This window comes from Bradyrhizobium sp. S69, from assembly GCF_009766005.1.
In the GTDB taxonomy this organism is placed as follows: Bacteria; Pseudomonadota; Alphaproteobacteria; order Rhizobiales; family Xanthobacteraceae; genus Bradyrhizobium.
In genome coordinates this window covers 17,983-42,298 of sequence record NZ_LMUK01000038.1, presented here as the reverse complement: position 1 = coordinate 42,298, position 24,316 = coordinate 17,983, and the positions used below count along the sequence as shown (strand labels likewise).

Annotated in this window: 20 protein-coding genes and 2 pseudogenes; 8 read left to right on the top strand and 14 right to left on the bottom strand. The window is 60.5% G+C overall.

Annotated features, from left to right (window positions below):
* Positions 1–60 precede the first annotated feature (60 nt).
* From GSQ88_RS15010 to GSQ88_RS14995, 4 genes are read left to right on the top strand one after another with little or no spacing between them, the layout of a single operon-like run.
* Entirely contained in the window at positions 61–1,689 is a 1,629-nt protein-coding gene (locus GSQ88_RS15010) for an ATP-binding protein (RefSeq protein ID WP_246784806.1), read from the top strand.
* 29 nt (positions 1,690–1,718) lie between these two features.
* Entirely contained in the window at positions 1,719–2,420 is a 702-nt protein-coding gene (locus tag GSQ88_RS15005; protein WP_159008523.1) for an HNH endonuclease, read from the top strand.
* Complete coding sequence (locus tag GSQ88_RS15000) at positions 2,417–2,830, top strand: hypothetical protein (RefSeq protein ID WP_159008522.1); 414 nt, start codon at positions 2,417–2,419, stop codon at positions 2,828–2,830. Before GSQ88_RS15005 ends, GSQ88_RS15000 begins: the two co-directional genes overlap by 4 nt.
* Positions 2,827–3,153, top strand: coding sequence for a hypothetical protein (locus GSQ88_RS14995; protein WP_159008521.1), 327 nt, complete (start codon positions 2,827–2,829; stop codon positions 3,151–3,153). The genes GSQ88_RS15000 and GSQ88_RS14995 overlap by 4 nt, the downstream gene beginning before the upstream one ends.
* A gap of 73 nt (positions 3,154–3,226) precedes the next feature.
* On the opposite strand, the gene GSQ88_RS14990 is transcribed toward GSQ88_RS14995, so the two are convergent.
* Both GSQ88_RS14990 and GSQ88_RS14985 read right to left on the bottom strand, forming a co-directional pair.
* Positions 3,227–3,883, bottom strand: coding sequence for an SEC-C metal-binding domain-containing protein (locus GSQ88_RS14990; protein ID WP_159008520.1), 657 nt, complete (start codon positions 3,881–3,883; stop codon positions 3,227–3,229).
* A 518-nt stretch (positions 3,884–4,401) separates the two neighbouring features.
* Complete coding sequence (locus tag GSQ88_RS14985; protein WP_159008519.1) at positions 4,402–5,928, bottom strand: DDE-type integrase/transposase/recombinase; 1,527 nt, start codon at positions 5,926–5,928, stop codon at positions 4,402–4,404.
* Between the two features lie 202 nt (positions 5,929–6,130).
* Here GSQ88_RS14985 and GSQ88_RS14980 point away from each other — a divergent pair, with 202 nt between their 5' ends.
* A complete protein-coding gene (locus GSQ88_RS14980; RefSeq protein ID WP_159008518.1) occupies positions 6,131–6,484 on the top strand; it encodes a hypothetical protein in 354 nt (117 codons plus the stop codon).
* Positions 6,485–7,129: 645 nt separating this feature from the next.
* Here GSQ88_RS14980 and GSQ88_RS14975 read toward each other — a convergent pair.
* From GSQ88_RS14975 to GSQ88_RS14955, 5 genes and pseudogenes are all read right to left on the bottom strand, one after another.
* Positions 7,130–9,421, bottom strand: a pseudogene (locus GSQ88_RS14975) (xanthine dehydrogenase family protein molybdopterin-binding subunit).
* A 1-nt stretch (position 9,422) separates the two neighbouring features.
* The gene (locus GSQ88_RS14970; protein ID WP_159008919.1) at positions 9,423–10,439 is read right to left on the bottom strand and encodes an FAD binding domain-containing protein; all 1,017 of its coding nucleotides are present in this window, start codon (positions 10,437–10,439) and stop codon (positions 9,423–9,425) included.
* Positions 10,440–10,444: 5 nt separating this feature from the next.
* On the bottom strand, positions 10,445–11,065 hold the full coding sequence (locus GSQ88_RS14965) for a (2Fe-2S)-binding protein (RefSeq protein ID WP_159008517.1): 621 nt from the start codon (positions 11,063–11,065) through the stop codon (positions 10,445–10,447).
* A 93-nt stretch (positions 11,066–11,158) separates the two neighbouring features.
* Positions 11,159–11,401, bottom strand: a complete 243-nt coding sequence (locus GSQ88_RS14960; RefSeq protein WP_159008516.1) for a DUF2171 domain-containing protein — start codon at positions 11,399–11,401, stop codon at positions 11,159–11,161.
* Positions 11,402–11,652: 251 nt separating this feature from the next.
* Entirely contained in the window at positions 11,653–11,838 is a 186-nt protein-coding gene (locus GSQ88_RS14955) for a hypothetical protein (protein ID WP_159008515.1), read from the bottom strand.
* Positions 11,839–12,157: 319 nt separating this feature from the next.
* Here GSQ88_RS14955 and GSQ88_RS14945 point away from each other — a divergent pair, with 319 nt between their 5' ends.
* A complete protein-coding gene (locus tag GSQ88_RS14945) occupies positions 12,158–12,400 on the top strand; it encodes a hypothetical protein (protein ID WP_159008514.1) in 243 nt (80 codons plus the stop codon).
* A 37-nt stretch (positions 12,401–12,437) separates the two neighbouring features.
* Positions 12,438–12,995: a hypothetical protein gene (locus GSQ88_RS14940; RefSeq protein WP_159008513.1), complete on the top strand. Its 558-nt coding sequence runs from the start codon at positions 12,438–12,440 to the stop codon at positions 12,993–12,995.
* Positions 12,996–13,048: 53 nt separating this feature from the next.
* On the opposite strand, the pseudogene GSQ88_RS14935 reads toward GSQ88_RS14940, so the two are convergent.
* The 5 genes and pseudogenes from GSQ88_RS14935 to GSQ88_RS14915 form a co-directional block, all read right to left on the bottom strand.
* Positions 13,049–14,314 (bottom strand): annotated as a pseudogene (locus tag GSQ88_RS14935) (DUF763 domain-containing protein).
* A gap of 53 nt (positions 14,315–14,367) precedes the next feature.
* Positions 14,368–14,742, bottom strand: coding sequence for an alpha-ketoglutarate-dependent dioxygenase AlkB (locus GSQ88_RS14930; RefSeq protein ID WP_246784805.1), 375 nt, complete (start codon positions 14,740–14,742; stop codon positions 14,368–14,370).
* A gap of 600 nt (positions 14,743–15,342) precedes the next feature.
* Positions 15,343–17,118: a thiamine pyrophosphate-requiring protein gene (locus GSQ88_RS14925; RefSeq protein WP_159008512.1), complete on the bottom strand. Its 1,776-nt coding sequence runs from the start codon at positions 17,116–17,118 to the stop codon at positions 15,343–15,345.
* Between the two features lies 1 nt (position 17,119).
* Positions 17,120–18,145: an aldo/keto reductase gene (locus GSQ88_RS14920; RefSeq protein ID WP_159008511.1), complete on the bottom strand. Its 1,026-nt coding sequence runs from the start codon at positions 18,143–18,145 to the stop codon at positions 17,120–17,122.
* A gap of 34 nt (positions 18,146–18,179) precedes the next feature.
* Complete coding sequence (locus tag GSQ88_RS14915) at positions 18,180–18,794, bottom strand: flavodoxin family protein (RefSeq protein ID WP_159008510.1); 615 nt, start codon at positions 18,792–18,794, stop codon at positions 18,180–18,182.
* 267 nt (positions 18,795–19,061) lie between these two features.
* On the opposite strand from GSQ88_RS14915, the gene uvrA reads away from it, so the two are divergent.
* Positions 19,062–21,608 carry an excinuclease ABC subunit UvrA gene (gene uvrA / locus GSQ88_RS14910; protein WP_159008509.1) on the top strand — a complete coding sequence of 849 codons (2,547 nt, stop codon included), beginning with the start codon at positions 19,062–19,064 and terminating at the stop codon, positions 21,606–21,608.
* A 55-nt stretch (positions 21,609–21,663) separates the two neighbouring features.
* On the opposite strand, the gene GSQ88_RS14905 is transcribed toward uvrA, so the two are convergent.
* Complete coding sequence (locus GSQ88_RS14905; RefSeq protein WP_159008508.1) at positions 21,664–23,070, bottom strand: dihydrolipoyl dehydrogenase; 1,407 nt, start codon at positions 23,068–23,070, stop codon at positions 21,664–21,666.
* 25 nt (positions 23,071–23,095) lie between these two features.
* On the bottom strand, positions 23,096–24,235 hold the full coding sequence (locus GSQ88_RS14900) for an oxalate decarboxylase family bicupin (RefSeq protein WP_159008918.1): 1,140 nt from the start codon (positions 24,233–24,235) through the stop codon (positions 23,096–23,098).
* Positions 24,236–24,316: the final 81 nt, after the last annotated feature.

Genomic DNA, 24,316 nt, shown 5'->3' with positions numbered 1-24,316 from the left:
GATCCAGCTCGGTATTTGGGCTCGGTAAGTTTTGTCGCGGCGTCAACCATTCGAGCGAACATGCCCCGCGCAACCGCACAGGCAGAGCGGCGGTCGCTTGCGCGCGGCGCCGTGGGGGATTTCGTTTTCGTCGACTGCGAAATGGTAAAGTTGCTTGGCCGGATCGTTGAAGTCGGTATTGCAGATTCCGAACGTCTGACAATCGAGCCCGCTCTCGGAAAAACGCCCGAAACCCATCCCGTGGGCAAAATTCTGGTTTTTGCATCTGTTGACCACAAGCAAGACAGGCTAATTCGTGGACTTCGAGTACATCCGCGTGTGGGAGACGCGGTGTATTTGGCCGACCCGGCAATGTTTGGAGAACTGATCGCTAACGCATTGGGAACCAGCGACAAGCTGACGTTAGAACTTGGAATGCTCGATGCGGGTAGCGGCGTGCCGCTTCGTTTGCAGCCAGAAAAAATATTTGGACGGCATTGCGGTATATTCGGCGCTACAGGCGGCGGCAAAAGTTGGACGCTAGCTACCGTGATTGCGCAGATAAAAGCGACGGGCGGTAAAGCTATATTATTTGATCCGACGGGCGAATTCGCCGCCCTGCCGGACATCACGAAGCATTACGCTTTTGACGGGCAGGAGCCCGGTGCGACGCAGGTTCACTTTCCATACCGGCAAATGACTGAAGATGACCTATTTGCATTGTTCAGGCCGTCTGGTCAAAGCCAAGGGCCAAAATTGCGCGATGCAGTCAGGAGTCTTAAGCTTGTCAAAATTCTTGGAGGCGTATCAACAACGTTGACTATCTATCAGGGACGATTGCTTACTAAAAAAGGAAAAGCACGAGCTCCGTTTTTCAACGAGATTAATACCCACAAGGATTTGCTACATAGTCCCCTATGCGACTTTGCGATTGACGACTTGGCTGACCAATTATTGGCAGAGTGCGTATACGGAACAGACCGAAACAACCCTTCGATTTGGGGAGACATAGACAATAACTCTTCGAGCTATTGCGAAGGGTTGATGGCGCGAATACGGACGCTTATCCATTCGACGGAGCTCCATTGCTTGTTTGGAACGTCGGGCCCTTCGCTTGCATCTGTCCTAGAAAACTTCATTCAATCTGAAGATGACGACATTATCCGGATTTCATTTAAGAACGTTCGCTTTGAGCATAACACGCGCGAAATTCTGATGAATGTGATCGGACGGTTTCTTCTAAATCGCGCCCGGTCTGATGCTTTCCGCGATGCTCCGGTAATCGCGATTTTGGACGAGGCTCATCAATTCCTGGGACGCTCTGTCGCGGATGACTATACAAATGTTAAATTAGAGGCGTTTGGCGTAATCGCAAAAGAAGGTAGAAAGTACGGACTCACATGTGTCCTCGCAACCCAAAGGCCACGTGACATTCCGGCTGATGTGCTGAGCCAGCTCGGCACTCTGATTGTTCATCGTTTGACGAACGACGAGGACCGGCAAGCCGTTGAACGAGCCTGCGGAGACCTTGACCGAAATGCCGCCCTATTTATTCCCACGCTTGCGCCTGGTGAAGCAATTATCATCGGGCCGGACCTTCCGGCACCGGTGCCAATCAATATCACCCCGCCGGCGGTGCCGCCAAACTCGCAGGGACCGAATTACGAGAAGTATTGGCGAGACCGCAAGGCCGCGAACACGCAGTCGTAGGGGCGCGACGTCGATAGGGGCAATCAAATATGTCGATATCAGAGAAAACCATAAAATTGCTCTGGGCGAATGCTGCGGGACGATGCGCATTTCCGGATTGCGCTGCTTTGCTCTGTCTGCCGGAGAGCGGTACGGCTGCGCCGTACACGATTGGCGAAATGGCCCATATTCGCGGTGAAAAAAAGGGAGCGAACCGTCATGATTCTGCTCAAGCGTCTAAGGAGCGCGACGGTTATGCAAATCTCATCCTACTCTGCCCCACTCACCACACACTGATCGACAAGCCAGAGAACGAGGCCGCCTTTACAGTAAACTCGCTTCTTAACATGAAATTGCAGCACAACGCCGATGTTGAAAATCGGTTCAAATCAAAGATATTTGCGAACAAGCAAGAGGTAGCGAACACCATTCACCCGCTACTAGCTCAAAATAAAGCGGTCTTTAAGAACTACGGTCCCCGTTCCGAGATAGCCAGGAAGAATCCCGAAAGCGACGCACACGCAGCGTGGTTATCAATGAGGTTATCTACCATCGTGCCAAACAATCGTCGCATAGCAGAGCTGACTTCCAAAAATGCTAATCTATTTAGCGCGGACGAGCAGAATACGCTGGCTGAGTTTGAAGTTCATGCGTCTGGCTACGAGAAGTGGGTAAACAATGAAACCTCATATGAAGGGGTTGTCCGGTTTCCGGCGAGCTTCGAAACCCTAATTCAGGAGCTCGCAAAATGAGCGATGAAGTCACGCCCACCTTCCCATGGCCGTCCTACTACGGGCACTTCAACTTCTTTGAAGCCCGCATGCGGGGACATGGGAGCGTCAAGGCGATTAATGCAAATCCGAATGGTGTTTACGATCTGACCCTGACAAGTGGTCGATTAATCCGCGTATTCATTTGTGAGTGTTATAGTTTTGGCGTCGCCGAATATACGGAGGTCACTCAGAAACTTGGACACCTCGATGCGATAATTATCAACTCGGCTTGGTGCGGATACACCTGGGACGCTAAGCGCACAACTCGTGCGGACAAAGTCGGCCTGTACAAAATCGGAGATTTTATGTCTGCCTTAAACAAGCATAATGCTTGGGATCATTTAAATGACGCCGAAAAGGAGAAGTTTGCCAAAGAGGGGTGGCTTTGAGCGGAAAGATAAGCGTATACGGGTTTGGCTCGTATTTTCGTGCCGACATATCTCGACCGAAAGACATTGATATCCTGATCGTTCATGCAGACCTTTCTGCGGAATCGATTGAAGCCGCATTGAAGTGCAAGACATTCCTTATCGGCCGCTACAGGATGCTCGACGTATCGGTTCTATCAGCATCCGAGGAACGTAACCTCGGCTTTATCCGTGGTTCCAGTGCGACGTTGCTTTGTTCGGTTGACGAAAACGAAATCGGGGCAATTGGTGACCACTTCGAAACCAGCATACGTTTGCCGGACCGCGGTGACCAAACTGTTTAGCCTTCGACGCTGCGCATCGATGTTTAGGACAAGGTCGCCGTTGCGAAAAGTCGACTTCAGCGCATGTTTGGCATTATTTCGAGAGCTCAATGAGAGGGCCGCAGCATTTCTTGAACTTCATGCCGCTAGCGCAGATACAGCGATCGTTTGGTCGCGTTTTAGATGCTAGTTCAACCAGAATGGCTCCCATGGCGTTTCGAACATCAAGCTGTAACGATGTGAGCCGATTTTTTGGTATTCGAATTTCTCTGCCGACAGAATGTGCTTCCAGTGCGTGGTGAAAAACGTCCGTGGCGGCGATCCACCTCCCGGCGCTCACACACTCATTCAGACTTTTCTTGATGTTCACCAATCTTTTCTCACTATCAAAATCATAGACCCTTATGGGGTCAGGCAAGAAAAGTATGGACCGCTCTCCGCCTGGATGCGGCGTTACGTCAGTGAAATTGCCGTCCTTCTCCCAAACAGCGTGGTGCTCAGCTTCTATGAAGACGCGCTTCCATTCCCAAATGGCCCAACCATAAGCTATCGACCCACCATCCCTAGCGACCTTGTTCGTGACGTTTGTGAAGCACTCGCGAACAATCGCGCTCTGATCGGGCTGCACTGAAACCCAAAATGGATGCTGATCTCGATTTATCGCCGCACAAAGCGACAGGATTGACTTCGAAATCTCTGATGGGTTAGTCGTGAAGGGTTTTGTAAAGATCTCAGTGTGGATCGTGGGCATGCTGCCTTACCTATTAACGGGTTCGCAAGTGCGGCGCGAGCTAGCCTAATCTGAATTCTGCTGCGCCTTACCGAAAATTTCGGGCTTTGATCCTCAGCGCCCGGATGACAAGCGCGGTTACGCCCGTCGCCGAGCGACCTAGGATGGGGTGTGGTCGGCGAATTACCCGAGGCTGTCGCCACGCTGTGAATTTCGCGTGGTCAATTGCATTGTACCCGCACCGGCGCACCTGTCGAAATCCTGCCACGTGGATAGCGCCGGTGCCCTGACTCGCGAGCACCAGGTGTGAGCAAGAATTTGCATCCAGTGCCCCGCCCCCCGCGTTGTCGGAAGGCCCATTGCGGCGCGACAATCAAGATGGGAATCCGTATTGCCGCATCCGAGATTGTTCCCAAAGGTCGGTTCGTTGCCTCATTCAAAATGTTGCCCTTGGCCGTAGCGCTGTTCGAAGCAAGCCGCTCGCGAAGCGCGCTTTCCAATGCGCTGTAGCGAGCGAGCGGCTTGCGGGCCGCAGAAGTCTACGAAGGAGCCAGCGTGCTGACGCTTGGCGTAGCTTCCGGCGCCGTTCCTAAGACAAGATCATGCGCGGCCTGGCGCCGCAGGTGCTTCAGACGCCGCTGAAGCGTGCGCAGATGGCCGTCGCTATATTTTCGAGGATAGGCCGACTGGAGAAGGTCGAGCAGCTCGCGCGAGGTTCGCCACGGCTCCGCTGTAAACCAGGCCTCAATCTCGGTGGAGACCGCCGCCAGTGGATCGGGCCTTCGGCGTCCGCGCGGAACTTTCGGCTTCGGCCGCGTCGCGGGGTTCGGATCGCCTTCGCGCCACGCCGTCTTCAGGCTGGCCAGGAACTGATCGATCGTTGGCGGCGACTTCGTTGCGTTCGCGGTTCGCAGCGGTGTGTCGGCCATATCGACGAGCCGCTGCTGCCGCGCGCGGATATCCTGAAGCAGACGGACGGGATCGAGCGTCGCGTAGATCGTGCCCACCCGACGAGCGACTTCCGGTGGCGTTCGCGGATCGTCCAGCAGCCGCTGATAGGGCGTCGCCGGGCTGTGATATTTCTTTCGAACGCGCGCGCCGTCGCGGTGCTTCTCGGCGAGCTTGAAGGATGGCTGGAAGTAGTTGATGAACAGCCGCGCCGACGCGTAGAGTCGGCCCAACTCGGCCGTGGCTTCCAGGCCCTCGAAGCGGCGGTAGCCGACCAAGCGCCGGACGATGGCCCCGTTCTTCTGCTCGACCCAGGCCTGGTCGTTCTTGCGATAGGGCCGCGAGCGGGTGAACTCGATCCCGTTGGCCGTGCAATAGGCGTTGACGGTCTCGTTCATGAAGACAGTGTCGTTGTCCGTGTCGAACCCAAGGACGGGCATCGGCAACTGCGTGCGCATCTGCGACAGCACCTCGGTCAGCAGCGTCTGCTCGCGGAAGAGAAGCGGCATGCAGTCGGTCCAACCGGTGGCTATGTCGGTGAGGGTGAGCGTCTGCACAAAGCTGCCATCGGCGCGCGGGCCGCTGTGGGCGACGAGATCGGCTTCGAAGAAGCCCGGCGGCGGATCGTTCCAGTCGGAGAAGGTCCGAACCGGCACGCTTCTGCGCAGCGCCGCCGACGCGACCGCCCGGCGGCGCTTGCGGCCGCCGGATCGCTCTTTTGCTTCCCGCAAGGACCGATCGATGGTCGCCGCGCTCATCGACAAAATTGCGGTGCGAACCCCGTCGTCGAGGCAGATATGGCTGTGGCGCTCCATGGACTCGACGAGCGCAGGTAGAAGACACTTGAGCCGCTTGCCGCAGATTCGATCGGAAGCTTTCCAGAGCAGCGCCAACGTCTCGCGCACGGCGTCGTCGTAGATCCGGCGTCCCGGGCGCGGATCGGACCGGCGGCTTTGCTTGGCAGTCTTCAGGAGACGCTGCGCGTGCTTGCGGTGAATCCCGGCGACGGCGACGAACTCGTCAAGAATCCGGCCCTTGTCCACGCGCCCGGACCGCGCGTAGCGCTCGCCGATCGCCGCAACAAGCTCGTCCATCGTCGCCATGCTTACCTGCCTCATGTCCGCCACCGCCCTGCGCCTGAAAGGAGCAAAACCGGTGAGGCAACGAGATCACTTTAGGCAACAGTCCAGACGAGGCAATGCGTGTTCCCATCCAGATTGTCGCGCTACAGACGCCTACGTGCACTCATCTCATTTTTGCGAGCACGGCTTATCGGTGGTCAAATCCATATTCGATGCGTGCAATCGGGAGCGTCTCTGCATGCTCAAGCCGTTTTGCCAGGCGCTAACTTTCGAAAAGGAGGGCCGGTTCACGTTGTTCCGGGGGTGCGCAGGACAGGCGCACAGCATGGGCATGTCGTGGACGCGATCGCTCGATAAAGCGGTCTGGTACGCAGCACATCACGTTGAATACTATGATCTTGCGAATCCAGCGGTCTACGTCGCGACCATGCCTATGGCGGAGATTTACTGCCGCGCTGACGGTACTTTGCAGACTGTGATCGAACACGGCGCCGGCCGCTTCAAGTGCTACAATCGACCGAATGATGCCGATAGCTGGCGAAACCACAAAAATATTTTTGAGATGATTTTCCCTTTGGAATCAAAAGTGTAACTTTTTGGCGGACCCATCGTCGGAATATGTTTGGCCGCAGAAAAAATTGCGGAGGAATTTCAATATGCTATGTGCGATTTGAACAATCGAGTGGGGGAGTAGGGTAGTCGGCGGCTGTGGCGCAGTTTGGCGTCTATCCTTGCCTTGGTGGCATCGAGTTAAACCCATCCAGCTCGCCATTCCAGTCCAGTGTTGTCGGTGGAGTAGGGCGGCGTACAACAGAGTGCGAAGCGGCGAGGCTCAGACCTCGGCCGTGCCGGGGACCGGTCGCCCGTCGCTTTGAATAAACTGATGACCACAAACTGAAGCGTGGAGGGTTCGCATCGCCTCCCGTTATTCCAATCACTTTTGTGCCGAATTACGATTTTCGACGGTTCCGTAGAAGGAGCAGGCAAGCCTGGAGCGCCGAACGCGCAAAGGAGGAGGCTCAACGAAAACAGCGCGAACGACGGCAGGAGGCTATCGATCGGGCTGAAGCCGCACCGCCCACGGGAAACATGACGGGAAGGCCGCCGACATTCAACCAAATTAGAAGCTCTCGAAGGACGGTTGCGGACCGAAGAAGCGCAATGGGAAAAGGAACGCTCGAAACTCGAAGCGTTGCTCCGGCGGGCTCGCGCGTAGGCGGCGCGCTATAGAGGCGCGTCAAATATCGAGTTGTTCGAGCCTTATCGGCAGCTTCCGAAGTCGCTGACCCGTGGCGTGGAAGATCGCATTGCACACCGCAGCATTGGTGCCGACATTGCCCAATTCGCCAATGCCCTTTACGCCGGCCGGATTGATGTGGTCGTCCTGCTCGGGCAACATGATCACTTCGACGCTCGGGACGTCCGCGTTCACGGGCAGCAGATAGTCCGCCAGGTTGTCGTTGACGTAGCGCGCATAACGTTCGTCCAGTTCGGTGGCTTCATGCAGTGCCGACGACATGCCCCAGATCAGCCCCCCCATCAACTGGCTGCGGGCTGTCCGTGGATTCATGATATGGCCGGCGGTGAAGGCGCCGAGCAGCCGCGGCACGCGGATTTCATGGGTCCATCGGTTGATCCGGACCTCGACGAACTCCGCTCCGAAGGCATAGGCAATCTTGTCCGACATCTCCGAGCCACCCACCATCCGCATCTGGCCCTTGTTCATCGCGCGAAAGGCGTCCACCGGCGCACCGTCGGGCTTCCACTCGCCGTATTCCTCGATCACGCTGACGCCGAGCGCATCGAACGCGCGCTCGTAGTCGATCCGGCGGTCGCTTTTCGCGGCCTGCGTGACCGGCGTCTGGCCCACGCCGACGGTCTCCTTGGCCTTGTCGATCAGCGTTTCGTTCGGCATCATCGCCTTGAACAGCTTCTGCCGGATCTGTTCGCAGACGGTGATGACGGCCGAACAGGTGCTGGCGGTCGAATTCGAGCCGCCCGCCACGGGCGCCGGGGGCAGATCGCTGTCGCCGATGAATACCGAGACCTTCTCGACGGGAACCCCGAGCTTCTCGGCCGCCGCCTGACCGATCACGGTGTAGGCGCCGTTGCCGATCTCATGGCCTGCGATCTAGACTCTTACCTTTCCGTCACGCTCCAGGCGGACGCGCGAAGCGGCGGGTGCCATCTGCGTCGGATAGCAGCTGGTGGCGCAACCGTAGCCGACAAGCCAGTCACCGTCGGCCATCGACTTCGGATCGGCCTTACGTTGCGACCACCCGAAGGCCTTCGCGCCCTCGTCGAAGCAGGCCATCAGCGAACGCGATGTGTAGGGAAGGCCCTTGATCGGCTCATTCACGGTATCGTTGACGCGCCGCAGTTCGATCGGATCCATCTTCAATTCGTGAGCGAGTTCATCCATCGCGCTTTCCAGCGCAAACATGTACGGCACTTCGGGAGGCGCCCGCATGAAGCCCGGAGTGTTCCGATCTGCGCGCACAATCGACACCAGGCTGTCGACGTTGGGACAGGCGTACATCCGCGTCGTGGTCTTGGTACCGCCGACGGCGTAGGGGTCCGGACGGGACGAGATCTCCCAGCCTTCATGGCGAAGCGAAGTCAGCTTTCCGTCCCGGCTGGCGCCGAGTTTGATCTGGTGGCGGGTTTCAGCGCGGAACGTGGCGATGGTGAAGCCTTGGTCGCGGGTGGCGACCAACTTGACGGGGCGGCCCAGTCGTCGAGCGATCGAGGCAATGATCGCCGTCCGGGGGGTCATCGATCCCTTCGAACCGAATGCGCCGCCGACGTAGTTGTTGATGACCCTGATCTTGTCGGCATCGATGTCCAGTTGCTCGGCGACGCCATTTTTCAAACCATGCACGTACTGGGTCGGCTCATAGATCGTCAGGCTGTCGCCATTCCAGGCGCAACTGGTGGCGAACAACTCCATCGGATTGTGGTGCTGTGGCGGCGTTTCGTACTCGGCAGTGATCTTGACCTCAGCGGCCTCGAACGCCTTGGCGAAATCGCCGACCTTCGGGTCTTCCTTGAATTGCGACAACTGACCCTTGGCGGGTGCCGACGTGGTGCCTGGCGAGTCGAAGGTCGTGGTCGGAATGGCCGCCGTATAGCTGACCTTGACCGCGTACGCGGCCTCCCGGGCAGCTTCGAAGGTCTCGGCCAACACGACTGCGACGATCTGGCCTTCCTGAGCGATGTCGGCCGACTTCAGCGGTTGGATGGTGCTGGACGTGTAGCCGCCGTTGCTGAAAAGCTTTGCCTCTTTGAGCTTCTCGGCATTCTCGTGAGTCACGATATCGATCACGCCGCGAACCCGTTTAGCGGCGGATAGATCGAACCCGTCGATGCGCCCCTTGGCGATCGAACTGGTGACCAGAAAAGCGTAGACGGGATTCACCAGCGCAACGTCGGCGCCGTACTGAGCCTTGCCGGTCACCTTGGCGACGGCATCGTAGCGTGGAATGGGCTGGCCCATGTTGGCCTTCGGTTCGGGCGCGGCTATCGACATCTCAAATCTCCATCGTGGCGGCTTGCTGAAGCCCGCGCGAAACAACTCGCTTGCCGAGCGCGATCTTGAAGGCGTTGTGTTTGCGGCTAATGGCGCTCTTAAACGCCGCTTCAGCGACCTGCGATGCGAGAGCGTCGCCGAACTTCTGGCCCTTGAGCAGGGCCTCGGCTTCGCGCGCCCGCCACGGAATGGTGGCTACACCGCCAAGTGCGATCCTGGAGTCGCGGATCGTGCCGTCCTGAACGTCGAGCGCAATCGCGGCCGACGACAGCGCGAATTCATAGGACTGGCGGTCGCGCACCTTGAGATAGGTCGAGCGCGGCCAGCGTCCCTGGATCGAAAAGGCGGAGATCAACTCGCCCGGCAACAACGAGGTCTCGATCTGCGGAGAGTTCCCGGGTGCCTTATGCAGGTCGGCGAAAGGCATGCTGCGCACGCCCGCTTTCCCCGTGATCTCCACTGTCGCGTCGAGCGCCATCAGCGCCTGCGCGAAGTCGCCGGGGTAGGTTGCGATGCACTGCTCGCTGGTGCCGAGCACCGCGTGGGTCCGGTTGAAGCCGTCCATCGCGGCGCAGCCGGATCCTGGATTGCGCTTGTTGCAATTATCGTAACTGACGTCGCGGAAGTAAGTGCAGCGGGTCCGCTGCAGGACGTTGCCGCCGAGCGACGCCATGTTCCGCAGTTGCGGACTGGCGGCGAGCTTCAAGCTATCCGAAATCACCGGATAGTTGCGCTGGATGTCCGGATTGGCCGCGATATCAGACATTCGGGCCAGCGCGCCCAGTTTCAGATTGCCACCATCGAGACTGACGGCCGACCAGGCGTTCGACAACGGGTTGATGTCGACGAGAACGCTCGGACGCATCACGTCGAGCTTCATCAGGTCGAGGAGGGTCGTCCCGCCGGCGAGCGGCTGGATAGCGCCGTCCGTAAGCGCAGTGTTGGTAGACGCCGCGGCGGCGAGGGCCTGCACGGCGGAGGGCGCGTCAGTCGCCCTTTGATAGGTAAAGGGTCGCATGCGCTTCAGCCTTTCTGTTTGTCGGCCATCGCAGGCGCGGCCTGTTTGACGGCGGCGACGATGTTCGGATAGGCGGCGCAACGGCAGATGTTACCGCTCATGTATTCGCGGATGTCGTCGTCGTTGGTGGCGTGGCCTTCCTTGACGCAGGCGATCGCCGAGACGATCTGCCCCGGCGTGCAGTATCCGCACTGGAAGGCGTCCTGATCTATGAAGGCCTGCTGCATCGGATGCAGTTTGTCGCCCTGGGATAATCCCTCGATGGTCGTGATCTGCTTATCTTGGACGGTCAGCGCCAGGGTCAGGCATGAAAGTACGCGGCGACCCCCGACCATGACGGTGCAAGCCCCACACTGGCCGTGATCGCAGCCCTTTTTAGAGCCCGTGAGACCGATATGCTCACGCAGCGCGTCCAGCAGGGTGGTACGGGCATCGACGTTGAGAGATTTCGCCGTCCCGTTGACCTGAAGCGTCACGTCGACCGGCAGGTTGGGATCCTGTGCAGCGGTATTTTCCGCCCCTGCAGCTTGCGCCAACAGTGGCAAAGACGCCGCACCGGCGGCTCCGCTGATGAACGCGCGCCTGTTGAAGCCTGAAGCAGGCTTTTTCTCTCTCACATCAGTCATGACGGCCTCCGCCGTTTTTGCCGGCCGAGGCACGCCTGCGTCGTCCGGTAGCTATTAAAAAATCCCGGTCCATCGGACCGAGCTGCGATAAGTCTAGACTCGTCCTTCGTGCTCCCAGTGCGCCGTGACGTCAGCACCCGTCTTGTTCAAATGAACGTGCTGATCGACATGATCGATCCAAGAGACCGGGATGAAGTGGTGATGTTCGCCGTTGGGTGAGCTTTGTTTGGTGAGCTTGATCTTGTCGGGACCGTCGAGATGGCCGACCTTTCCAACCGTCTTCAGGTCGGAAGAAATGACGTCCATGTGCTCCCGGACCTGCGACGCTTCTGACATCTGAAAACTCCGAAATCCTCTGCATCGCAAACGCGGCATGTGGCGGAAGGTTGCACGCCCACAAGGACAGATGGGCGGGATCGACCGGCCTCTTGCAGGGGATGTCTGGGCTTTGCCCGGGACGAGGATCGACGGCGTCCGTTCCCATTGAGGTCGTTATTGGATGGTGCGATCGCGGAATGAACACCCGACCGGGCGGCCAGCGTGGATCGAATTCCGCCCCTGCTAACGACGGGGGCGGAAACCTTCGTCTACTTTTCGGGGTGGCCCGTGCCGGGCTTGGTCGTCTTCGGCGCCTTACCGTCCTCGACCCTGCCTTCGTTGCGCAAATCACGACCTTCCTGCGCTTTACGCTGGCTTTCGGGAGACTTGCCGTGTTCGTTCATCTCTTCCTTGACGAACCCTGCACCTTCCTTGATCTCACCCTTGACGCTCATGTCGGTCTCCCTTTCTTGCGTTCGCCACGGTCATCCGTGTCCGGTAATACGAATGCGCCAAGAGCCAATTTGCTCCTCGTCGGCCGGGTAATTTATGTGGTCCAAGCCCCGGATTTTACGCACATCGTGCGGAACAATTTTGTGTCACGAAGAGTGATATCAGCGAGGAGTAAAGCTGCTACAGATCCTCCCGCAGGCCCTTGAAAAATCGGTGGCGCACCTTTCCGTGCGCCGACTTGGCACGGTATTCGATCTCGGCCAATAGTCGGCGAAGCGGAGATGACATGGAACGCGCACGGTTCTCGTCGGTTTCTTGCTCATGACCGTCTCACTCTGCCAGCTCCTCGAGGATTCTTTCCAGATCGCCTGGGAGTATCTTGAGCGGAGCGGCGAACTGGGAGACGGCGCTTCGGCAAGCCGGTTTCTTAGCGACGTCATCGAGACCATGATCCGCCGGGGCCAGCGCAGCCGGCTGGCGCTGTCCAACCGGGCCATTACCGCCTACCAACGTTCCCGGTCGTCGGATGACGCAGGATCAGAACAGGTGCGTTCTTCCGCCTGAACCGTCCCGTCGGCGAACTCAAAATCAGGATTCACGAATGTCAGCAAACGACGGCGATCTGGTCGACCGGATGGCGAAGAAGCATTCGGTCTCACCCGCGGCGGTGCAGGTCGTGCTCGCGGCGTTGCGGAGAGGCGGCGGCCGGATGGCCCAGTTCAGCCACGCCGACTTTGGCGGGATGTCGCAGTGGTCGCCGGGCATGTCGATGGTCGGCGAGATGTTCAACACCCAACTTAAGGCCAAGCTGGACGCACTCTTCAGCGACCTCGCGGCCCATCTTGACACTTCGGAAACAGCCGGTGGGACACGTGCGGAAGCGGCGGTCAGCTACCGTTCGCCGACCCGATCGGACGACTGGTGGCCGGCCGGATTGGGGAGGCCCGGCGCGGTCGGTGCGCAGAACGATCTCCGATACGCGGTTTTTCCCGAGACCCGGCGGCTGGTGATCGACGATCAAGGCACCGTCTCGGTATACGACACCGGATCGCATCGGATTTTCGGAGTCGCGCAGGCTCAAAGCGCCGATCGGACCCTCACATTCACCAGCCAGGACGGGCTTGTGAGAATTGCGGACCTGCCGAAGGTCTCTGGCTGACCGAGACCCCGAGACCCCGAGATCCCGAGCCCCCGACCGTGACGGCCACTTCGTCACCTTGAGATCTTCGATCGCGCCGACCCCGCCGCCTTCGGTTGCGTCAGCTCCTTTTCCCATCCGAGTACGGACCGGCCGTCCAACAGCGGCGATGCGGCGCGCTCGGTAGCGACGAAGGATTCGAACGAGGGTCCCTCAGCCGTGCGTTCGAGCCGGCGCGCCTGGTCGTCGAGACGCTTCAACGCCTGCATCTCCTCGTCGCGTCCAAGCTTTGCGTTCCGGACAGCCGACTTCATGACGCGGATGGTCTCGTCGTAGACCTTGATCGGAACCGGGTAGGGGTGCCGGTCCTTGCCGCCATGCGCCAGTGAGAACCGTGCCGGATCCCGAAAGCGGTAGGGTGCCCCATGCACGACCTCAGCCACCATCGCCAGTGACCGGACGGTGCGCGCGCCGACACCCGGCGTCAGCAGCAAGTCCGGGAAGTCGACAGGACCTCGCTCGGCCGCAGCGGCCAGCGTGCCATGCAGCCGGCGCGTGAAAACATCGCTCGATCGCACGTCGTGATGCGCCGGCATGACGAGGTGCGGCAGCAAAGCTTGTGCTGGCGCTTCTCCCGTAAGAGCCGCCAACTCGGATACGATGCGATCCGGACCGAAATCTTCCAGCAGATCAAGTTGCTTTGCGCGGGAGGCCTGTGCCCGCCTGTCGGTCAAGTTTACGATTTCTCCCTGCGCCGGTCCATCGATCGCGCTGTGGGGTTCCTCGACGAAACTCTTCAGGGCTTCCGAATGCCAGTGATAGCGGCGCGCCTGCTTCTTGTCCCCGTTCATGCCCTGCTGCACGACGGTCCACTTCCCATCGTCGGTCACGAAGAACCCGTGCAGATAAAGGTCAAAGCCGTCCTGGACGGCGGCGCTGTCGACTTTCGCGACGAGACGGCTGGCGCGGGTCAGCCTGGCGCCATCGAAGCCGATGCGTTCGCCCAGCAGACGCAATTCGTCCGGCGTCTTCCTTGAATGCTGGCCGCGGCCACCGCACACGTCGATGCCGAGTTCGTTTGAGAGGGGGCCCAGACCGCGCTTGAGGGCGCCGATGACGCTGGTGGTTATGCCGGACGAATGCCAGTCCATGCCCATGACGGCGCCGAACGACTGGAACCAGAACGGATGCGACAGCCGTTGCAGGAATTCGTCGCGGCCTTAGTGGTGCACGATCGCCTGAGTGATGACGGCGCCCAGAGACGACATGCGGGTCGCCAGCCACAGCGGGACACGTCCGCCATGCAGGGGTAGGTCTGCGCTTCCGGTGCGTTTTGCCATTCGGTGCTGCGACTCCAATCACCGTCGAGGATAGCAGAGGTCGGGGCGCGCCATCAGGATTTCGCGGCCATCGTCCGGAAAGTAATGGAGTAGCGCTGCGCCTCGACGGCAGGGATGCTGTGTTCCCAGACCTCCCGCGACGGACCCGACATCATGTAGATCGACCGCGGCCGAGCCTCGAGCGTGAAACGCTCCCACTTGGTGTAGGCCGGCCTCCGGAACCGGAACTTGCACGCCGAGCCTAGCGACAGGCCGAACACCCGGTCGAAGTGCGGCTTGTCTCGGTGCCAACCGATGCCGACACCCACGTCGTACTCGGTGCAAAGGACCTGGCCAATTCGGGTGCCTCGGCCGCCGAAAGCTTCGACCTTCTCGATGATCGACCCAAGCCACTTGGGGATCGGATCGGCCTCCTCGAGCCGGCGCATGGTGTAGTCGTATCGAAATCCGAACGAAGCCACGCGGCGTTTGCCTTCGTATTGGCCAACTGGAATGGCTGCAGCGGCAAAACCGCGATATGTCCGATCAGCGTCTTCTCCGCGGCCGGCGACACGAACCCCTCGGCATATCGCAGACCCTCAGGCCCCGACAATCCGTCGGCAAAGAGGTTGAATTGCTCGGGCAAGCCGACCTTCCTTCGAGGCAACGCATGGGCAGTATATGGGTATTAAAAGCGGTCGTGCAGCGGATGTCGATCGTGCTCAGAGCCAAATCGAGCCGAGCATTCGGTCCTATGGCGCGTGAGAAACTCGCCGCGTTGGCCATGAAGGCGCATATGTACAGATAGGGCTGCTACGTCCTCGACATCACTCCGATCGATCCCGAACGCAACGACCCGAACTCGCGAAAGTGCTGGGCACGCAGGGGGTACCGCTCTTCCAGGAGCAGGCGATGCGGGAATCATCCTTCGTCCGCGTCATTCGCGACGTTGTCCGCTGTTGGCACGTGCGGCCAGTCGATGGAGCCCGAGGAGCATGCCGCCGTGGGTATGCCGGACAGCTGCAACGCCACCCCGAACGCAGCCGAATTCAATCCTTTTTGCCGAACAGCCCATCGACGACTTGTCTGGCAGTGTCGCCGATGACGCGAGTTGCACCCCCGTCGCCCTTCGCCATCGCCGACATGAATGCTCGGGCCTCTTTGAGCGTCACATGCGGCGGAAGCGGAGCCACTTCCGGATCCGTCTTCACCTCCAACACGACCGGCCGATCGCTTGAAAGCGCTTCCTGCCACGCAGACGCCAGACGATCGGGAGTATCCACGAAAATGCTTTTAAACCCCAGCATCTCGCCAAACTTGGCGTAGGCGAAATTGGGGATGTCCTGCGAGGCCTCGAATTTCGGGTTACCCTCCATGACGCGCTGTTCCCAGGTGACTTCGTTCAGATCCTGATTGTTGAAAACGCATACGATCCAGCGTGGATCGATCCAACGCTTCCAGTATTTCTGGACCGTGATCAGTTCGGCCATGTTGTTCATCTGCATGGCGCCGTCGCCGACGAGGGCGATTACCGGCCGGTCCGGATAAGCGAACTTGGCTCCGATCGCGTAGGGGACGGCCGCCCCCATCGACGCCAAGCCGCCCGAGAGCGACGAACGCTGGCCCTGCTGCAGGCGGAAGTCGCGGGCGTACCAGTTCGCGCAGGATCCGCTGTCGCTGGTGACGATGGCGTTGGCCGGCAACAAAGGGGACATTTCCCAGACGACGCGCTGCGGATTCACGGGATTGGCGTCCGCCATCGCGCGGCCTTCCAGTTTCTTCCACCACGCGGAAACGTTGGTCTCTATCGTCTTTGACCATTCCCGATCGTCCTTGCGTCGCATCAGAGGGAGCAGCGCCTTCAGCGTAGCAGACGCGTCGCCGTGCAGGTTCACGTCGACAGGGTAGCGCAGCGACAGCATCGAGGCTTCGATATCGATTTGAACGGCGCGGGCGGCGCCGTCCTTGGGCAGGAATTCAGACCAGGGAAAGCCGGTCCCGACCATCAGCAGCGTGTCGCAATCTTGCATAAGGTCCCAGCTTGGTTCGGTGCCAAGCAGGCCGATCGCGCCGGTGACGAAGGGCAGGTCGTCCGGAAGCACGTCTTTTCCGAGCAGAGCCTTCGCCACGCCAGCGCCAAGGAGGTTGGCCATCTCGATCAGCAGCGGGCCTGCCCCGCGAGCACCCGCGCCGACCAGGATGGCTACCTTTTTGCCGGCATTCAGGATCTCAGCCGCTCGTCTCAGGTCGGCATCCTCGGGAACGATCTTGGGCTTGGAGTAGCCGACGCCCGACCTTGTAAAGCCATGCGCAACCGCCGGCTCGGCGTACGCCGCGTCCTGGATGTCTTTCGGCAGGATGATGACCGACGGCGTGTTATGCGCCTTCGCGATCCTCACGCATCGGTCCAGGAGGTGCCGCACCTGAGCCGGCGAGGAGGCCTCCTGCACGAATCCCGCGACGTCCGCGAACATGCGGTCCAGGTTGAGCTCCTGCTGGTAGCTGGCACCGCGGACGGTGGCCTCCGCCTGGCCGCAGATCGCGAGAACCGGGGCGTGATCCAGTTTCCCGTCGTACAGGCCCGTGATGAGGTGGGTCGCTCCGGGGCCGCCAGTGGACAGGCAAACTCCCAGTTCGCCGGTGAACTTGGCGTGTGCGACCGCCATGAAGGCGGCCATTTCTTCGTGCCGAACCTGGATGAATTCGATGTTGCCGGCCCGCTGCAGCGCGCCGATCACGCCGTTGATGCCGTCGCCCGGATAACCGTAGATGCGGCGAACGCCCCAAGCGTGCAGCCGTTCGACGACGAAATCACCGACCTTCATCTCAAGACTCCGAACTGGAGGGAAGCGCTGCGTTTGCCTCGATCAGACCTTGCTGCTTGAGTTCGGTCCAGAAATCAGAAGGGATCTTGGCTTGCAGCGAATTCCAGTCTTCCTGAATCTGCTGCGCGCTTCGTGCGCCCACGACCAGAGCGACAGCGACGTCCGCGGCCGAAGAGAACTGAAGCGCGGCAGTGCGTAGATCGACGCCGTACCGGGCGGCTACGGCACGGAACTTCTCCCGCTTTTCGATCGCGGCTGCGGGAATCTTGAAGTTCTCTTTGCCGTAGTTGTAGCGCGGGCTGCCGGAAATGAAGCCGGCATTGAGCGAGGAGCCGATGACGAGCGATACGTTCTTCTTGCGAACGGCCGGGAAGAGTTCCTGGACTGCGCTGGCGTGATCAATCAACGAATACTGGCGGGCGCATAGACAGACGTCGGGATCGGCATCCTCCATGACCTTGAGGATCGGCAGAGACGTATTCACGCCGATGCCCCAAGCCCGGATGACGCCTTCGTCACGCATCTTCGAGAGAGCAGGAAAAGCGCCTTTGCGGGCGATTTCGTACTGCTCTTCCCAGCCGTTCGGAAAGAACGCGAAATCCGGGGAGATGTCGTGAACGAAGGCGATGTCCAGACTGTCAACACCGAGGCGCTGCAAGCTGTCCTCGATCGACCGGCGTACGCCATCTGCCGTATAGTCGAACACGATGTCGTTCGGAGAATCCGAGAGCGGGTAGATGTCCGCATGCCGATTGTTTTTCGAAGCCTTGAACAGCTTTCCGACCTTGGAAGAAAGCAGATAGTCTTCGCGCTTCTGGTTGTGCAGGAAGTGACCGAAGCGGCGCTCCGAAAGTCCAAACCCGTACCAGGGCGCCACGTCGAAATACCGCACGCCGACTGCCCACGCAGCCTCGAGGGTCGCCTCGGCGTCCTTGTCGGTGTGCTTGTTGAACTCGTTGCCGAGAGATACTCCGCCTAATCCGAAGCGAAATTCCGGTTTGAAGATCTGCTGCGCGCGATTGGTCATCTTGACATCTCTTTCGAGCTTTACCGGCCGATATCTACTTGGCACTTCCGGGATAGGGATTTGCCCTCAGCAGTTTCGCCAAGTGGGCCGTAGCGGATGCAGCCATCGCGGACGCGAGAGCCACTTTTTCGGGCGGCTTCTTGAACTCGCTGTATTCCTTACCCGTCATGGCCTCGCCGACCCAGTAGGTGACTGCAGTGGGCGCGAGAGAGAAGCCGAGATCGTTCATCGCCTGATAGATTTCGGCAGCGACGTGATGGGCGCCATCCTCGTTGCCCACGACCGCGACAAGCCCGACCTTGCCGAAGGTCGGCATACGGTTTTTCTCGTCTAATTCTTCGATAAAGGCGTCGATCCTTTCCAGAACGCGCTTCGCGACGCTTGAGGGCTGGCCCAGCCAAATCGGGGTCGCTATCACCACAATATCTGCCGCGAGGAGTTTGGCGCGTATGGCGGGCCAAGCGTCGCCATTGCCCATGTCATGGTCCGTGCCGGGCTTGATGTCATGGTCGACAGCACGGACCACTTCAGTCTCCACGCCGTTACGATGCAATTGCGAAATGAGTTGAGAAAGCAGCGCCTCAGTCGAAGATGTTTCCGCACTACTAGATGACTTCAGCGAGCAATTGAACGCGAGAGCTTTCAGCATCGACGATCTTCCATGTACACACTCTTTGCTGCAAAGCTCCGCCGGCCTGGCGTTCTGCAGGTATGGATTGGAGTGCAGTCCCGCTGCGAAGCTCCTCAGACAGAACATTGAGCGGCGAAACGAGTTCCATCTCTTAAGGCCGGCGGCTTGGGCGGAGAGTTGGCCTCGTAAACGACGACGGGGCGAGCGTCGATCATGGAACCCGCGATTGTGTAAGCACTTTCCTATCGAAGGCCGTTACGGCTCGCTCGCGCAACGAGTAATCGAATGGACAAATCCTTGATTGGCGGCAACGGTGAACGCAGTACACAGGCAGACGGTGGTGTCGTTCGCGTCCGGGGCGCCCGTGAGCACAATCTCAAGGATGTCTCGCTCGAAATCCCCCGCAATTCCCTCGTCGTCTTCACCGGCGTCTCCGGATCCGGAAAGTCATCCCTCGCGTTCGGGACGCTGTATGCGGAAGCCCAGCGTCGCTATCTGGAATTCGTCTCGCCCTATGCGCGGCGGCTCTTCCATCAGATGGCGGTGCCGGAAGTGGATTCGGTCGAAGGGTTGCCCCCCGCAGTGGCGCTTCAGCAGCAGCGTGGTTCGCCGACCACGCGGTCGTCGGTCGGCAGCGTGACGACGCTGTCGAACCTGCTTCGGATGCTTTATTCGCGCGCGGGCGACTACCCGAAGAAACAGCCGCTATTGTATGCGGAGTCTTTCTCTCCGAACACGCCTGAAGGCGCCTGTCCGAATTGCCACGGCATCGGTCGCGTCCACGCGGTCAGCGAGCGCTCCTTAGTGCCCGATGACAGTCTGACGATCAGAGAGCGCGCGGTTGCCGCTTGGCCGACAGCCTGGCAGGGCCAGAACCTGAGGGACATCCTGATCACCCTCGGTTACGACGTGGACAAGCCGTGGCGCGAGCTTCCGAAGCGAGACCGCGACTGGATCCTTTTCACCGACGAGCAGCCCACCGTGCCGGTCTACGCCGGATACACGCCGGCCGAGACGAAAAGGGCACTGAAGCGCAAGGAGGAGCCCAGCTATCAAGGCACCTTCACGGGCGCGCGCAAGTACGTGCTGCAGACCTTCGCCACGACCCAGAGCGCGATGATGAAGCGCCGGGTGGCGCAGTTTCTGTCGAGCTCTGACTGCCCTGTCTGCAAGGGCAAGCGGCTGAAGCCGGAGGCTCTGTCGGTCACCTTCGCCGAAATGGACATAGCGGACATATCGCGGTTGCCGCTCAAAGGTCTGAGGGACCTACTCGGATCCCATGTGCCGCACGGCGCGGCCAACGACGGTCATCCGGAGAAGGTTCTGGTCGTGCAGCGGATCGTCGAAGACATGTCGGCGCGGCTGGAGGTGCTGCTCGACCTCGGTCTGGGCTATCTGACGCCCGAACGAAGCACGCCTACGCTGTCGCCGGGCGAGTTGCAGCGGTTGCGTCTGGCGACGCAGGTCCGATCGAATCTGTTCGGGGTCGTGTACGTCCTGGACGAGCCGTCGGCAGGGCTGCATCCGGCGGACACTGAGGCGCTCCTGCGCGCCTTGGATCGTCTCAAGGCGTCAGGCAATTCACTGTTCGTCGTCGAGCACGAACTCGACGTCGTGCGGCAAGCCGACTGGATCGTCGACGTCGGACCGGGCGCGGGAGAACACGGAGGCGAGATTCTGTACTGTGGTCCGCTCCCGGGCCTCGCCGACGTGACGGCATCGCGGACGCGACCGTATCTGTTCGCTGTGACCAAGAAGAGCTTGCGAAAGACGCGTCCTCCGGAGGGCTGGCTGAAGCTTCGGGGGGTGACGCGCAACAACCTCGACGGCGTGGACGTGGACCTTCCGCTCGGCGTGTTCACGTGCGTAACCGGAATCTCAGGATCGGGAAAATCGAGCCTGATCAGTCAGTTTCTGGTGGACACCGTCAGCGACGAACTGGGACAGCGCAAGGAAGCCGGCGATGATGATGACGGTCTCGAAGCGCCGGTCCAAACCCTCGGCGGCGAAATCACCGAAGGCCTCGGCGAGGTCAGCAGGCTCGTCGTGGTCGACCAGAAGCCGATCGGCCGCACGCCGCGGTCGAACCTGGCGACGTATACGGGTCTGCTGGACCACGTCCGGAAGCTTTTCGCCGCCACCAGGCAAGCCCGCGCCAGGCGTTACGACGCTGGCAGGTTCTCCTTCAACGTCGCGAAAGGCCGCTGCGAGACCTGCCAAGGCGAGGGGTTCGTCTGCGTCGAATTGCTCTTCCTGCCGAGCGTCTATACTCCGTGCCCGACCTGCAAGGGGGCCCGCTACAACGCCAAGACACTCGAGATCAAGATCCGCGACCGTTCGATCGCGGACGTATTGGCGATGACGGTCGACGGGGCATTTGAGTTCTTCGCCGACGATGACCCGCTGCGGCGATCGTTGGGGGTCCTTCGCGAGGTCGGCCTGGGATACATTCGGCTCGGCCAGTCGGCCACCGAACTGTCCGGAGGCGAGGCGCAGCGGGTCAAGCTCGCGACAGAACTGCAGCGCGGGCAGCGGGGAGGCACGCTCTACGTGCTCGACGAGCCGACGACCGGCCTGCATCCGTCGGACGTGGAAAAATTGATGACGCAACTGCAAGGACTGGTCGAATCCGGCAACACCGTTGTCGTCGTGGAGCACGACATGTCCGTCGCAGCGGTTAGCGACTGGATCATCGACATCGGGCCCGGGGCGGGCAACGAGGGCGGCACGATAGTAGCATCGGGCGTCCCCAACGAGGTTGCGGCCGTTTCCCGGAGTTGCACGGCGCGATACCTCGCGGAATATCTCGGCGACTCGTCGGACCACGACTGAACCCGGTCCGTCCTGCCGCGCCCGACGTCCCTCCAGAGGTACCGCCCCAGACATTTCAAGCCCCCGGGGGCGCGATGTCGTCCAGGTTCCCGAGGACAGGCGACTTCACGGCTTCGCAGATTTCGCGCAGCGCGGGCTTCAAGCCTTCCTCAAAGGTCGGATGGTAGAACGGAAGCTGCAGCAGCGTGTCCGCCGTCTCCCGCCGCTCGATCGCCAACGCAAAGACGTGGGCGATGTGGTCCATCCCCGGCCCGAACAGAGTGGCCCCGGCGATTACGCCAGTGTCTGCGCCGGCATAGACCCGGACTAGCCCTTCGTTTCGCGCTTCCACCCGGGCTCGACCCTGATCGGCATAGGAGGCGCTGCCGAAGACCATGGCATCGGATGGGGGCGCGCCGACCACGGCGAGCGGAGGATCGGTGAACATGATCGACAGAAACACGGCGCGCCTGGCTTTCCGCACTTTCGGGAACGATGCCGCGTTCCGTCCCGCGATCGCACCCTCCGAGGAGGCTTCGTGCAACACCGGACGCTGAGCGTCGGCGTCCCCCGCCAGGAAGATCGGAGCGTCGCCGCACTGGAGCGTCGAGGGATCGAATTTCGGAATCCCCTTGTCGCTCGTCTCAAGACCGCTCGCCGCAAGATTCAAGTCGTGCAGAGCCGGCGGCCGCCCGGCGGCGACCAGGACACGCTCGAACGAGGCCGTGCCCGACGATGCGCCGGACCACGATAGACGCGCTGCGTCGCCGTCCTTCTCGACTTCTAGTTTCACGCCCAGGTGGATGGGGAATTCCTTGCCGAGGACCGATCTGACGCTCTTGGCAACCGCGGCATCGCGCAGCGCGGCGATGCGGTCGCCCTGGTCGAACATGACGGTCTCGACTCCAAGCCTCGCCATCGCCTGTGCGAGCTCAAGGCCGAGAGGTCCCGCGCCGACCACCGCGATCGAACGGGGAAGCGACTCTAACTCGAAAATCGTCTCATTCGTCAGGACGATCTCGCCAAGCTTTTGGAAAGGCTTCGGCACGCTCGGGCGGGAGCCCGTGGCGATCACGATCGCCTTGGCCGAGACCTTCCGGCCGTCGTCCAGCGTCAGCGTGGTCTTGTCCGAAAATCGAGCCCGCAGCCGGATGCAGATGCCGGCAGGTATCTTCTCGATCGATTTCAGGGTGGCAGCGACGAAGCCGTCGCGCTCCTTGCGCACGCGGGCCATGACGGCGCGACCGTCCACGGAAGTATTCGTTTCAATGCCGAATGTCGAAGCCTTGCGGGCGTTGAGAGCAGCATCCGCTGCGGCGATGAGTAGCTTCGAGGGCATGCAGCCGACGCTCGCGCACGTGGTTCCGGCGAACCGGTCGTCGATCAACAGGGTCTCGGCTCCCGCTTTCCGGGCGGCTCGCTCCGCGGCCAGGCCGGCCGTTCCCGCGCCGATGATGGCGACGTCGCAACTCAGATGGTCCATTAATTTATCCTTCCAAAGGGATCGGTCATTTCGGCAATACGGGCAGCTTGGCCGTCGACAGATCGGCAACGACCTCGGGGTCGATCTTCAGATGTGCATCGACCAAGACGCGCGGCGTCAGCGCGAGCCACTGGTTGAGCGAGAGGTCGGCATAGCGCTCGCTTCGGAACATCTCCAAAAAACGCAGCGGTCCGGATCCCGTGTTCTCGATGTAGTGGCCCATGGCGAACGGCACGTAGCCGACGTCACCGGCGCGGTAGTCGAACGTCCGCGCCTTGCTCTCGGATCCGAATACGGTCATTCGGCCTTCGCCCTCGATGTAGTATTGCCATTCGTCGGAGTTGGGATGCCAGTGCAACTCGCGCAGGCCGCCGGGCTCGAGCTCGACCAGGGCGGCGGCGATCGTTTTTGTGGCGGGGAAGTTCGTGGCATCGACGATCCGGACGGAACCACCCGCCATCCGGTTCGGCTCCTGCTGAAGCAGGCGATGGCTGAAAGTATTCGGCACGAGGCCGGCGCCCGTTTTCCGATCGTCCGAGAGAGCACCGGGCTTCGGGGCAGGAAAGATGTAGAGCTCTTTCGAAGGCAGCTTTTCCAGCCTGGATTCCGACGTCCTGAAGTTCTTGGCCAGCACGTCGCGCGGCGTATGCGCCAGCCAGTCGGTCAGGAGGAAGGTGGAATCCTCGGAGAAATTGCCGTCGTCGAACACCAGCAGGAATTCGCATCCGTCGACTTCGCTGTCCAATCCTTGGATCGAATGCGGGATCCCGGGCGGGAAGTACCAAAGGTCTCCCTCACCGACATCGTCCGCGAACGTCCGTCCGGCCTCATCAATCGCCGTGATGCGGGCTTTCCCTTTTAGCATGTAGGACCACTCGGCTTCCTTGTGCCAATGAAGCTCACGGACCGCCCCGGCCTTGAGCCGCATGTTGACGCCGGCCATGGCCTTGGAGATCGGCAACTCGCGGATGGTGGTCTCGCGCGCCCACCCTCCTTCCTCGATCCGGATGTGGCTATCCGCGAACGACCACTTCAGGTTCGGCATCGTGCCGTGATCAGAAGCCGGTGGGCGGACAGTGAAGGGATCCTGTCGTTCTCGCTCCGCATTTCGCGGTCCGACGATGTCGGCGCCTTCGCCGTCCCTGACAGGTTCTGCCGCCGACATGCTCTCGTTCCCCGTTTGACCGCCGACCCAACGTCCGTCGGCGCCCCGATGTTCCGGAAAGCCAGAACCGAGCCTTTGGAG

Bases quoted from the DNA above. Each gene is read 5' to 3' on its own strand.
- GSQ88_RS15005 (WP_159008523.1), top strand. From the start codon at position 1,719: ATGTCGATATCAGAGAAAACCATAAAATTGCTCTGGGCGAATGCTGCG.
- GSQ88_RS14965 (WP_159008517.1), bottom strand. From the start codon at position 11,065: ATGACTGATGTGAGAGAGAAAAAGCCTGCTTCAGGCTTCAACAGGCGC.
- GSQ88_RS15010 (WP_246784806.1), top strand. From the start codon at position 61: ATGCCCCGCGCAACCGCACAGGCAGAGCGGCGGTCGCTTGCGCGCGGC.
- GSQ88_RS14945 (WP_159008514.1), top strand. From the start codon at position 12,158: ATGACCGTCTCACTCTGCCAGCTCCTCGAGGATTCTTTCCAGATCGCC.
- GSQ88_RS14990 (WP_159008520.1), bottom strand. From the start codon at position 3,883: ATGCCCACGATCCACACTGAGATCTTTACAAAACCCTTCACGACTAAC.
- uvrA (WP_159008509.1), top strand. From the start codon at position 19,062: ATGGACAAATCCTTGATTGGCGGCAACGGTGAACGCAGTACACAGGCA.
- GSQ88_RS14905 (WP_159008508.1), bottom strand. From the start codon at position 23,070: ATGGACCATCTGAGTTGCGACGTCGCCATCATCGGCGCGGGAACGGCC.
- GSQ88_RS14920 (WP_159008511.1), bottom strand. From the start codon at position 18,145: ATGACCAATCGCGCGCAGCAGATCTTCAAACCGGAATTTCGCTTCGGA.
- GSQ88_RS14940 (WP_159008513.1), top strand. From the start codon at position 12,438: ATGTCAGCAAACGACGGCGATCTGGTCGACCGGATGGCGAAGAAGCAT.
- GSQ88_RS14915 (WP_159008510.1), bottom strand. From the start codon at position 18,794: ATGCTGAAAGCTCTCGCGTTCAATTGCTCGCTGAAGTCATCTAGTAGT.
- GSQ88_RS14980 (WP_159008518.1), top strand. From the start codon at position 6,131: ATGCTCAAGCCGTTTTGCCAGGCGCTAACTTTCGAAAAGGAGGGCCGG.
- GSQ88_RS14960 (WP_159008516.1), bottom strand. From the start codon at position 11,401: ATGTCAGAAGCGTCGCAGGTCCGGGAGCACATGGACGTCATTTCTTCC.
- GSQ88_RS14925 (WP_159008512.1), bottom strand. From the start codon at position 17,118: ATGAAGGTCGGTGATTTCGTCGTCGAACGGCTGCACGCTTGGGGCGTT.
- GSQ88_RS14955 (WP_159008515.1), bottom strand. From the start codon at position 11,838: ATGAGCGTCAAGGGTGAGATCAAGGAAGGTGCAGGGTTCGTCAAGGAA.
- GSQ88_RS14930 (WP_246784805.1), bottom strand. From the start codon at position 14,742: ATGCGCCGGCTCGAGGAGGCCGATCCGATCCCCAAGTGGCTTGGGTCG.
- GSQ88_RS14900 (WP_159008918.1), bottom strand. From the start codon at position 24,235: ATGTCGGCGGCAGAACCTGTCAGGGACGGCGAAGGCGCCGACATCGTC.
- GSQ88_RS14985 (WP_159008519.1), bottom strand. From the start codon at position 5,928: ATGAGGCAGGTAAGCATGGCGACGATGGACGAGCTTGTTGCGGCGATC.
- GSQ88_RS15000 (WP_159008522.1), top strand. From the start codon at position 2,417: ATGAGCGATGAAGTCACGCCCACCTTCCCATGGCCGTCCTACTACGGG.
- GSQ88_RS14970 (WP_159008919.1), bottom strand. From the start codon at position 10,439: ATGCGACCCTTTACCTATCAAAGGGCGACTGACGCGCCCTCCGCCGTG.